General features: G+C 59.2%; 10 protein-coding genes. 6 read left to right on the top strand and 4 right to left on the bottom strand.

Going from position 1 to position 10,936, the window contains the following annotated elements; all coding sequences use genetic code 11:
* Window positions 1–55: 55 nt before the first annotated feature.
* From trbF to ACNJYD_RS30595, 4 genes are read left to right on the top strand one after another with little or no spacing between them, the layout of a single operon-like run.
* A complete protein-coding gene (gene trbF, locus ACNJYD_RS30610) occupies window positions 56–739 on the top strand; it encodes a conjugal transfer protein TrbF (RefSeq protein ID WP_439364194.1) in 684 nt (227 codons plus the stop codon).
* The gene (gene trbG / locus ACNJYD_RS30605; RefSeq protein WP_439364193.1) at window positions 736–1,770 is read left to right on the top strand and encodes a P-type conjugative transfer protein TrbG; all 1,035 of its coding nucleotides are present in this window, start codon (window positions 736–738) and stop codon (window positions 1,768–1,770) included. The genes trbF and trbG overlap by 4 nt, the downstream gene beginning before the upstream one ends.
* Window positions 1,767–2,978: a TrbI/VirB10 family protein gene (locus tag ACNJYD_RS30600; RefSeq protein WP_439364192.1), complete on the top strand. Its 1,212-nt coding sequence runs from the start codon at window positions 1,767–1,769 to the stop codon at window positions 2,976–2,978. Before trbG ends, ACNJYD_RS30600 begins: the two co-directional genes overlap by 4 nt.
* 4 nt (window positions 2,979–2,982) lie before the next feature.
* Window positions 2,983–3,213, top strand: coding sequence for a DUF2274 domain-containing protein (locus ACNJYD_RS30595; RefSeq protein WP_036030461.1), 231 nt, complete (start codon window positions 2,983–2,985; stop codon window positions 3,211–3,213).
* 190 nt (window positions 3,214–3,403) lie between these two features.
* Here the strand turns inward: ACNJYD_RS30595 and ACNJYD_RS30590 are convergent, their stop codons facing one another.
* Together ACNJYD_RS30590 and ACNJYD_RS30585 are read right to left on the bottom strand one after the other, a co-directional pair.
* Window positions 3,404–4,309, bottom strand: a complete 906-nt coding sequence (locus ACNJYD_RS30590) for a TauD/TfdA dioxygenase family protein (RefSeq protein ID WP_439367534.1) — start codon at window positions 4,307–4,309, stop codon at window positions 3,404–3,406.
* Window positions 4,310–5,855: 1,546 nt separating this feature from the next.
* A complete protein-coding gene (locus tag ACNJYD_RS30585; RefSeq protein ID WP_439364191.1) occupies window positions 5,856–6,242 on the bottom strand; it encodes a hypothetical protein in 387 nt (128 codons plus the stop codon).
* 697 nt (window positions 6,243–6,939) lie between these two features.
* Here ACNJYD_RS30585 and ACNJYD_RS30580 point away from each other — a divergent pair.
* Window positions 6,940–7,392 carry a hypothetical protein gene (locus ACNJYD_RS30580; protein ID WP_439364190.1) on the top strand — a complete coding sequence of 151 codons (453 nt, stop codon included), beginning with the start codon at window positions 6,940–6,942 and terminating at the stop codon, window positions 7,390–7,392.
* Window positions 7,393–7,487: 95 nt separating this feature from the next.
* On the opposite strand, the gene ACNJYD_RS30575 is transcribed toward ACNJYD_RS30580, so the two are convergent.
* Both ACNJYD_RS30575 and ACNJYD_RS30570 read right to left on the bottom strand, forming a co-directional pair.
* Window positions 7,488–8,186 carry a hypothetical protein gene (locus ACNJYD_RS30575; RefSeq protein WP_439364189.1) on the bottom strand — a complete coding sequence of 233 codons (699 nt, stop codon included), beginning with the start codon at window positions 8,184–8,186 and terminating at the stop codon, window positions 7,488–7,490.
* Between the two features lie 866 nt (window positions 8,187–9,052).
* Window positions 9,053–9,193: a hypothetical protein gene (locus ACNJYD_RS30570; protein WP_439364188.1), complete on the bottom strand. Its 141-nt coding sequence runs from the start codon at window positions 9,191–9,193 to the stop codon at window positions 9,053–9,055.
* A gap of 57 nt (window positions 9,194–9,250) precedes the next feature.
* Between ACNJYD_RS30570 and ACNJYD_RS30565 the strand changes: the two genes are divergently transcribed.
* Entirely contained in the window at window positions 9,251–10,801 is a 1,551-nt protein-coding gene (locus ACNJYD_RS30565; protein ID WP_439364187.1) for a tetratricopeptide repeat protein, read from the top strand.
* Window positions 10,802–10,936 lie beyond the last annotated feature (135 nt).

Genomic DNA, 10,936 nt, shown 5'->3' with positions numbered 1-10,936 from the left:
GATCCACCTATCGCACGACTTCAAACCGATCACTCGATATCAGGGGCAACCATCGATGTTCAAACGACCATCAGTTCACTACGGGCGCATGCCCGAGCCGATTACGCCTTATCAAAAGGCCGCGCAGGTTTGGGACGAACGCATTGGATCAGCGCGCGTCCAAGCCAAGAACTGGCGCCTGATGGCCTTTGGCTGCCTCATGCTGTCGGCCGGTCTCGCTGGAGGCCTTGTCTGGCAATCGAGCCAAGGCTCGATCACGCCCTGGGTGGTCGAAGTCGATCATCTCGGCCAAGCCCAAAGGGTTGCGCCCGCCAACATCGACTATCAGCCTACAGACGCTCAGATCGCGTACCATCTGGCGCGCTTCATTGAGGACGTCAGAGGCCTGCCGGCCGACGGCATAGTTCTGCGCCAAAACTGGCTCCGGGCCTATGATTTTACGACGGATCGTGGCGCGGCTGCGCTCAACGATTACGCACGCAACAATGACCCCTTTGCCAAGCTGGGCAAGGCTCAAATCTCCGTAGACGTCTCGAGCGTCATTCGCGCCTCTTCGGAGAGCTTTCGGGTCGCATGGACTGAACGCAGTTACGACAACGGTTCGCTGAGTTCGACCGAACGTTGGACAGCAATTCTCACGATCGCAATCGAGTCGCCGCGCGATGCCGAACGCCTGCGCAAGAATCCGCTTGGCGTCTACGTCCGCGCCATCAACTGGTCAAAGGAGTTGAGTCAGTGACCAAGACGCCGTCTGACGTTCATTCGAAGCATCCAAGTGCGCCAAGCGGGCTCAATTCGACTCGGCCCAAGTTCGTGTTCGCGAAGCGAGCAAGTTTCCACGCTCTCTTGCTTTGTTCGTCGATGCTTGGTGGATGCGCGGCCTACATTCCGCCGGAGATCAGCTATGACGCTGAAGTACCTCAGTTACCGGCGTCGCCGGTGGCTCTCGACGACAGATCGCGACCGCTTCACGTTCCACCCCTCTGGAAGCCGGCTCTCGGCGGCAAGTCGGGAGGGAAGGAAGACGCTGAACCCGTGAGCCGGGTTGAGACCGCAAACAGCGCAGCCCGGGTCGAGCCGCGCAAGCGAGGGTATTTCAACGCGGCGCAAATCTACGCCTACAGTCCCGGGGCGCTTTATCAAGTTTACGCCGCACCGGGGCAGATCACGGATATCGCGCTAGAGGAGGGAGAACAGTTGACGGGATCGGGGCCGATCGCGGCCGGAGATACCGTACGCTGGGTCGTGGGCGATACCGAGAGCGGGAGCGGTGACACACGGCGCGTCCATATCCTGGTCAAGCCGACCCGAGCTTCGATCGAAACCAACCTGGTGGTCAATACTGACCGGCGCACCTACCTGATCGAGCTCCGCTCGCGCGAGCGGCCATACATGCCGTCTGTTGCCTGGTACTATCCGGAAGCAGTGCGCGAGCAGTCGCGTTCAGTTGCTCTGAAACCCGTTCTTCCCGATCCGGCGCAGCGCATCTCCCGTTATGCCATCGAAGGGGACAGTCCACCCTGGCGGCCGATCGCCGCATATGACGATGGCCGCAAGGTCTATGTCGAATTCCCGCAAGGCATCGTGCAGGGCGAGATGCCTCCGCTCTTCGTCATCGGTCCAGGCGGCAGGACTGAACTGGTCAACTATCGCGCTTACGGCAACGTATTGATCGTCGATCGGCTGTTTGCTGCCGCCGAACTGCGGCTTGGCGGCGAGCACCAGCAGAAGGTCCGTATTGTCCGGACCGACGGGAGGCCGTCGTCATGAACACCCGGAAAGGACACGATCAGGAGCAAGCGGCTCTGCCAGAGACGCCAGCGGATCAGTCCCGGAGCTTCCGCTTGAGAGCGGAGCACCCGCGCGTGACACGGTTATCACGGAAAGTGCTGGCGGGAGGGAGCGCGGTCGCCCTGCTTGTTATCGCCGGAGCCGTGCTGTGGTCGCTGCAGAAGAATCGCCCTCGAGACCAAGCGCCAGATGAGCTTTACAGTACCGACCATCACAATGTCGCCGACGGGATTACGGCGCTGCCGAAGGACTACACTGGCATTCCACGCCAGCCAATCCCGCAACTGGGTCCGCCGCTTCCCGGGGACCTCGGTCGACCGATCCTTGCCGCTCAAGGCCAGTCGCCGGCGATAGGCGCTTATCCGGACCAGCAGCGCCGGGATCAAGAGACCGAGGCAGCCCGCATCAGTCATCTATTCGCTTTGACGAACGGACGTGAAGTACGTCCGCCCACCGCGGCGCTTGTTGGAAGCGATCGCGTCGTGCCATTGAATCCAACGGGGACCGGGGATGACGCATCTGCACAAAGCGGCCAGGACCGAAAGCTTGCCTTCGTGAACGCCTCCGTGGACCGTCGTACGGTCAGCCCTGACCGCGTCACCAGGCCCGCCTCACCATATATCGTGCAGGCCGGGACGGTGATTCCGGGAGCGCTGATCACAGGGATTAGATCAGATCTTCCAGGCCAAATCACCGCGCAGGTGACGGAAAACGTATACGATACGCCCACAGGTCGGTTCTTGTTGGTACCGCAGGGCGCGCGCCTGATCGGGGTATACGATAGCCAGGTCACTTTCGGCCAGTCCCGCGTCCTGCTCGTCTGGACACGGCTGATCATGCCGAATGGACAGTCGATCGTTCTTGAGCGGCAGCCTGGCGCTGACACTGCCGGATACGCAGGTCTCGAAGATCAGGTCGACAATCATTGGGGCGAGTTGTTCAAGGCCGCGGCACTATCGACGTTTCTGGCGATCGGGACCGAACTGGGCGCCGGCTCGGACACCAATAGCAACGACAGTGCAATCATCCAGGCATTGCGACACGGCGCGTCGGACTCACTAAACCAGACCGGGCAGCAGGTGGTTCGCCGCAGTCTCAGCGTCCAGCCCACTCTAACCGTGCGACCTGGCGTCCCGGTTCGTGTTCTTGTCAATCATGACCTCATACTTACACCCTATAGAGGGTAACAAAATGCCAAAACTAAAAATAGGAGAGCTTCCAGACGACAAGCCGGTCAAAGTAAGTGCGGAGCTGCCTGCGGCGGTGCATCGTGATCTCATTGCATATGCAGAAGCGCTTACGCGTCAGGGTGGTCAAGTGGTCGATCCGACTAAACTCATCGCCCCCATGTTGGCGCGCTTTATGGCCACTGATCGAGGATTTTCTAAGCTGAAACGTGAAGCCGCTGGCGAAGGACAGTGATGCTCCAGTTTCCTCGAAAGCCGTCGGTCGACGCTAAATAGTTTGCATGCATCAAGCTAGGCGCTGCCGAGTTGGCCTTAAGAGCTGAGATATCGCGTCCGAAAGTGTGTTTTCGCGTTTACCTTAAACAAGTCCGATTGCCAGATTTTCTCGATTTTCAGACGCGAGAGCGCTGGGTGTCGTCGTGCAGTCATTCGGTCACCTTCAGGCGCGTTACACTGCTCCGGCCATCGACGCTGACAGGCACCTCACCCTCGATCGTGGCCCGACGTACGACGCGATGCTGGTTCCCGTAATCGTTGACAGCATAATGCTGCGTTGCGCGGTTATCCCATATCGCAATATCCCCCTCTAACCAGTTCCAGCGCACAGTGTTTTCGGGCGCGGTGATGTGAGACTGAAATAGGTCGAACAGCTTTTGTCCGTCGTATTTGGGGACATCAACAAACTGCTTCACCAAGGCGCCGAGCACTAGCGTCCGCTCGCCTGTTTCGGGGTGGACGCGTACGACGGGATGCTCCGTCTCAAAAACCGCTTTGGTGAACACCTCGTCAAAGTGCTTCTTGTCGACCTCGCGGAGACGCGCGATCCCAGCGTAATCGAAAACGTTGCTGTGAACGGCCCATAGGCCCTCGGCGAGCCGTTGTAGTGGCGGCGGCAAACCAAGATAAGCGGCAGCTGTGTTAGACCACACGGTGTCGCCTCCGAACGGTGGCATTACCACGGCCCGCAGGACCAAGATCTTGGGATAGGCGTCGGCAAAGGTCCCATCCGCATGCCAAACGTCGGCGCGACCGCCACCGCGAGTGGAGTCCAGTTCGAGGAGCGACGCCCCCTTGGTAGCGCCGAGTATCGGATGTGGCACTAGCTTTCCCAGACGAGCGGAAAAGCGCTCCTGCTCGGCATCATTGAGATGTCCTTGATTGCGGAAGAAGATCACCTTGTGCTCTAGCAATAAGCTGTTGATCGCAGCTATCGCGTGATCCGGTAGATCGCCTGATAGCTTGATATTTTTGACTTCGGCACCGATGCGCGCTGCACGTTTCACAATATCCGCGCTCGGAATGACGCCACCGATCAAAGTCATTGCGCTGATCTCGCTTTTCCAGGCCCTGGCAGGTCTCCCGCACCCCCTTGGAGCGAATGATCTTCAGCAAGCATCGTACCAGAAAGACCAACATGTCCTCGACAATAGGCACTGAACGAATCGTGGTATTTGCCGCGAGTCATCGAACGTCATCGTGCCATTTCAACCTGTTCGAGAGTATTTGCTGGTCTACATGTCTCGGATAGTCATAGCGGGTATGTCCGCGATGTGAATCAGCTGACCGTTCCTCAAGGATGAAATGCGGGTGGAAAGCTGAGTGGCTCTGTTTCTTGATAGATCGTTTTAGGCAATGGCCATTCCAGGCGGCGCTGGGCGAGCCATAACGCCGAATGGGCTTTTCGAGAGTTCGCTTACTACCCGCTGTACTCGACCTGACACGGGATTTGGGCTCTGTCGGAATACCGACAACTCTCCACATACTTTAGTAAGCTCAAGCTGACTGTTCCATTGGCGAATTCGCGAGTTAATTGAGGACCCGAGGTAATCTCACGTAATGCCGCTGGAGCCCGTGAGAGTTGCAGATGTAAGATCGCTCTCTTTCGAGCGGCGCTCTTGGCGGCAGTTATGCACATTATCGTCTCGGTCCTGAAGTAGGATAAAAGCTGCAATTTCCCGGTCCTGTGTCAGTTTGCTCGCCTAGGCCGGTGGAGAAACCAATGCGATCGGGCACGGGCGGTGGCTCATCTTGCGCTTGCCTTCCATCATGGTGATCGCGATGAAATCCGCGGGAGCATCGCTGACCGCCCACGGCGTCGCACGTCACATCTCATGGGGATTCGTCAGTCGCGTCACGATCTGAAGCGGGCGATAAGAATTCAATCGGCCCATGGGCGTGGACCGCGATGTAAATTCCATGTCCGCACCATATGTTCGGCTTGTGGCTTGCTGGGAGACCAGGATGGCGTCTCGCAAGCCTCTGCGCCAGTAAAGATCGCCAGAGCGGTCCGATTGGGCAATGCGCGATTGCGGGTTGCTAAGTTCACTCGCCTGCGGCGTGCCCGGCGTCTTTGTCTACTGGAACCATGGTGCGGAACGTCGTGGCACCGGCGGTAGGGCTGGTCCACAGCGGCTCCTGCGGTCGTTTGTTCCGTAATGCCCGGAAGCATCCCAATTTCCAGGAAACGGATGCTTTCTCGGGCACTTAAGCGCTGTTAGCGGAACGACCGTGCAGCTATTCGTTAGGCTATGGGCACGGGACCCACTTGGGCGCAGTTCTCTTGATCTTTCTCAAGCGATGCCCCTTCTGCAGCAGTGGAGCAGGCGCGCCTGCCGCGCAGCGCTGGCAAAGGCGTCGTGGTCGACGATTCTAAGACGGATCAGCTTCGGGCAAGGCCACGAAACTGAAATCGCATCCATCTTCCAGGGATCTGGCGAGTACCGTGGTTAAAGAGCCGCCCCTCCTCATTGCCTCGATACTAGCTCGGGCGAGCCCCCAATCGTCAGACTTCAGAAGGGCAACTTCCACACGAAATAGAGAAGCGCAGCGATTGCCACCCAGAAAAGTATCCCGCGGAAGATGAAAGCGAGCGCCATTCTAATCGCCATCTTGCCCAAGCCGCTGCGCCATGGCGATTCCATCGATCGCGTCTGCCAGCCCTTCCAAGAAAGTCCGATACCACGCGTCATCGTCGGGAAGGTTCCATTCTTGTAGGCTGCCGACGTAACGCGTCAGAGCAATCACGCCTGCGATCGTGGTTGGGGTTGAACGGATGAGCACGTTCCCATGCTCCGCGAGAGCATGGTTCCTTTGACAGCTGATTTCGTCGGCGGCATCAAACTCGGGTCCCGAATCGAGCTTCGCCGATACGGACAGGGCCGCATCGTAATGTGCCAACAGCTCGCGATGACGCTCGATCACTAGGAAGATTAGATCCCGATCGGCTGCAGCAGTCGACTGGGGAGAAATTTCCTGCGATGACAATGTTGGCCCCAAAGCAAGTAGCAGGGCTACGTTAGCATGGTGGCCATGATGATAATCAGCGTAGAAGGTCCTTCATCTGCGGTATTTCTGCTCGATCGTCTTGGCATTCAGGCGAGGTCAACGGCTCCATTTTGAGTTTGAGACCTTTCGCGCACGAGGGCGCGCCTTACTCGCGGGAAAACGGGCCTGCTCGATCGTTTTGGCGTACATTACTGGCCTTTCAAGCGTCGTCGTCATTTATGAATGCCACGCAGCGTGCAGGGCGGAGATCCTCGCACAGCCGGCTTGGGGGTGTCCTCGCACCGTTGGCGGAACCTCGTCCGCGTCGTGTGAAGGCGACACCACGACATCGGGTATTCGGCGGCAGGCCCATTCAGCCATCATTCACGGATCATCCGGTCTGAGCCGGAGTGACGACGCAGTTGAGGCGTCGACCCCCGCGGTGGGAGCTCTCTGCAAAAGTCTTACGCGGGCGGTTGGATAAGATATCGTAGGTTTGGTCGGTGTGGGGGTAGGCGGTAGCGCTCCCCCGCTACCAAAATCCAGCTAAGCAGCTGATGCTTTTTCAGAAGATCGAATGCACTCGGCCGATGCTAGCGGGTTGCGTTATGCTGGTCCCATAGTTCGGATGCCGGTTGCTGGCGGGCGGCGTCGCGCGCGCTGCATTGATCCGCAAACGGGCGCGGAGTGATGGGAAATGTCTGACCAGCTTGAACTTGTAGTGCTTCATCGGAGCGGTTGCGCAAGCCCGGCGAAGAAGGAGCGGTACACGTTCGATTTCGTCGTTAACGGGCGATCTCTCTTTGCCGTCACCGGCGCCGCCGGCTTCGATTTGTCCGGTTGTCTTTCGGTCCCTCACCGAGAGCCCGAGCTTGCCCTTCGGCTCAACGACAGGCTCGAGCGACTCTTGACATCGGATGTTCCGCTGGGCGGGGCACACCGTGTGGCTCTGTACGTATGTCCGGAATGTGGAGACCTCGCGTGCGGAGCCATCACCGCGATCGTATCGCGGAGCGACGGTATCGTGCGTTGGTCCGACTTTGCGTACGAGAATGGAGATGACAGCGAAACCAAGCTGTCGAAGGTCGGGCCCTTCGCGTTCGACTGGATATCCTACGTGACTGAAATCGAGCGAGCTTGCGCAGGCTGACGGACCGTAGGATGGGTAGAGCGCAGCGAAACCCATCATGTCTCCCCCTGGCAAACATCTCGATGGGTTTCGCTGCGCTCTACCCATCCTACGATCTAATCAAAGTATGTGATCGTTTTCTTCACCACGATTGGCTTCCCCTGATCGAACAGAAATTTGAAATCTCCGTCGCGGGATCGCAGCAACCAGAGTGCCTTGCTCAACGACACCACATAGCTATCAGGAGTGACGACTCTTTGCTGCAGGCAGACCAGCAAGGAGTCGTTCGCTGTGAGCCGAAGGATGTTCGGGAATACAATCCCCTGTTCTCCGAGTGGTTTACTCAGGAGCCCAAAGGTATATTTGAGGTCGCGAATGTCCGTAATTTCTCCTGGCTTTATTACAATCGATGAAAAATCGAACCGCGGATAAATTTTTGTGTCTGGTTCGCCCGCGTCGCAACTCTCGTCTGCCGGTGTCCTGGTGTCATTGTACTTGAGCGCGACCAGCCCAAGGTTGCTGATGCGAGCCTGCCGATTTCCTGAATTGATGTAGGTCAGGCTGATCGGCTGCGTAAATCCAACCCCGTCGGTTTCCGTTGTTATGAGGGGGGCGGAGGATGTGATGAGGACCCTCAGGTCGTCGGTCTGACGAAGCTTCGCCCAAAATCCAAATGCCGAAATGCCGAAGCCGAACACAGTAATTAGAAAGGTCACTATGCTGGCTAGTACGGCTGCCGACCATCGATTTGCCTGAGTTGCCGATGGCTGCGATCGATGACTTCTCAACAAAGCGCGCATCTGCTTGCGATGCATCTCGGCCTCTCCGGCTCGTATGCAAATCAATTGTCTCGTTCTGCAATTTATGGGTGCATTGAATTGAGTGTCAATGACGGTAGGGGGCCCCGCTTCGGCTTTCGCCGTGAGCTGTCAGTCCTGTTTCGCACCCCGTCAACCTCTCCCCACAAAAATATTCCCCTTTACCGAATTTCGGAAATATCGTATGTGTCAGCCCATCCCGGCTCATCCTTGAGGGGCGATCGCGTCGTCGTCTTGATCGCGAGCCGGGCTTGCGGTGGACGCGGCAGCGTCGGGCGCGAAAGGTGCGGGCAGGGAGGGTAGTCCCCGGAGAGCTCGTGGCCGCGCGCGGACGAACGGCGCTGCTAGGTTCGTCTCGTCTGTAAGTTTCCGGCTTCGTCGACGGAGCGGGGAATACTGCGGGCGAAATGGCGGGCCGTGCGTACGGCAAAACCGTGTGGTCCTGGCCGTCGTTGCTACGGTCAAGCTCTTGCGGAGGCGGCATCTCGCGTCAACCGGCGCGGGTGCCGGTGTATTCCGTGAGCGCGAGGGAGGCCAGAAGGAACTCGGCTCCCGGGAGAGCGCGGCATAAGCCGTCCGACCATCGCGCAGGGAAGGCCGAGTGATCGGCACCACCTGTATGCTGCTGTGCGGTTTTCTGCGTGTGCATTTGCGCAGCAGACCGCGGGTGCGATGTCGGCACCCGGCCTTCCCTGTGCCCTCTTGGCTTTCAGAGGGACGAAACATCTGGCAAAGCTCGGGCGAAATCAGCCGCGGGGCTGCGAAGGCGTGTCTGCGATGAAACGCGCGTGGTGGCAGGCCGCACTCGGGAAGCAAGCGACCGGTTCTGTGATCACCATCACAGGCATGGCCGCCTTCCCCGTCTATACTGCCGGCTCTGAAGCAGGGTGGCGACCATGCGGAATTGGATTGCACTGGTTTTCAGTTTCTTTTTTTTCACTTTTCTGGCCGCCGCTGATGTTGCGGTCGCAGACGACCGGACAATCTGCGCGCAGCGCGGCCATGAGGACCGCATCGCCGCGTGTTCGCGGCTGATCGCAAAGAGCGGCGGGCGCGACGCCTTGGCGTTCGACAATCGCGGTGCCGAATATGGCGACAAGGGCGACTACGATCGCGCAATCTCCGATTTCAGCGAGGCCATCCGCATCGATCCGAAATACGCGCTTGCCTGGCAGCATCGCGGCGCCGCCCTGCTTCGCCGGAACGAGGTGGATCGGGCCATCGCCGACCTGACCGCCTCGATCCGGCTCGATGCAAACAATCTGAACGCCTTGAACGACCGCGGCATGGCCTATGCCGCTGCAGGTGATTCCGAGCGCGCGCTTTCGGATTACAATGCAGCGATCCGCATCAATCCGAGGTTCAAGTTCGCCTACTTCAATCGAGGGCGGCTCTATGCCGGCAAGGGCGACCACACCCGGGCGATCGCCGAATACTCCGAGGTCATTCGCATTGACCCGACCTACGGTTATGCGTTCAACAATCGCGGACTGTCCTATCAGCACACCGGCCAGTCCGAGCGTGCCGTGGCCGATTTCAGCGAGGCGATCCGGCTTTTGCCGAGGACGACGCTGGCCTACAACAACCGCGGCGACATCTACCTCCTTCAGGGCAGGTACGATCAAGCCCTCGCCGATTTCAACGAGTCGCTGCGCAATGATCCGCAACATCAGAGCGCGCTGGTAAACCGCGGAATGGTGTTCGAGAAGCTGGGCGAGGTCGCAAAGGCCCGCGCCGACTTCAACGCAGCTCTGGCTGCCCCGCAGAAGTACGACAGCGCGAAATGGTCGATGGACAAGGCACGCGAACGCCTCGCCGCGCTGGACGATACGTCCATCAAGACCGTTCCTCCCGCCACCACCACGTCGGTCATCGCGCTGCCGGGACCGTCAAGTAGAAATGACAGGCGCATCGCGCTCGTGGTCGGAAACTCCGCTTATGAGAATGTCGCAGCGCTCGCCAATCCGGCTCGCGATGCGGCGCTCGTCGCCGAAACGCTCAAGCTCACCGGATTCGATTCCGTCACGCTGCTGACCGATCTGCGCAAGGATGCGTTGACCGCGGCGCTGCGCGACTTTGCAAGGCAGGCGGAAATCGCCGACTGGGCGATGGTATATTACGCCGGTCACGGCATGGAGGTCGGCGGCGTCAACTATCTGATCCCGATCGACGCGAAGATCGCCTCCGACCGCGACGTCAGCTTCGAAGCCGTGGCGCTGGACCAGGTGTTGAACGCGGCGGAACGCGCCAAGCGGCTGCGCCTCATCATCCTCGATGCCTGCCGCGACAATCCGTTCGCCAACCAGATGAAGCGCACCATGACGCTCGCGTCGCGTTCGGTGTCGCGCGGCCTTGCGGCGATCGAGCCCGAGGCGGGCACGCTGGTGGTGTATGCCGCCAAGGACGGAGAGATGGCGCTCGACGGAGTGGGCAGGAACAGCCCGTTCGCCACGGCGTTCGTCGACAATATGCGCAAGCCCGGTCTCGAGGTGCGCCGGCTGTTCGACGTCGTGCGTGACGACGTCATGGAGGCGACCAATCGTGCACAAAAGCCGTTCAGCTACGGATCGGTCTCGGGCCGGCAGGATTTTTACTTCGTTGCCGGGAAATGAGACCTGAGGGGCCTTCCCTGTGCCCTCCTGGCTTTCAGAGGGTGGAGTGACGAAGTAAAGCTCGGGCGAAAGTCGTCGCGAGGATGCGAAACCGTGTCGCAATCAGCCGGCGACCTCACGCTAGCGGCGTGCGAG

Origin of the sequence: Bradyrhizobium sp. SPXBL-02, assembly GCF_051853065.1 — a bacterium.
Classification (GTDB): Bacteria; Pseudomonadota; Alphaproteobacteria; order Rhizobiales; family Xanthobacteraceae; genus Bradyrhizobium.
This window is presented reverse-complemented; position numbering and strand designations above follow the sequence as displayed.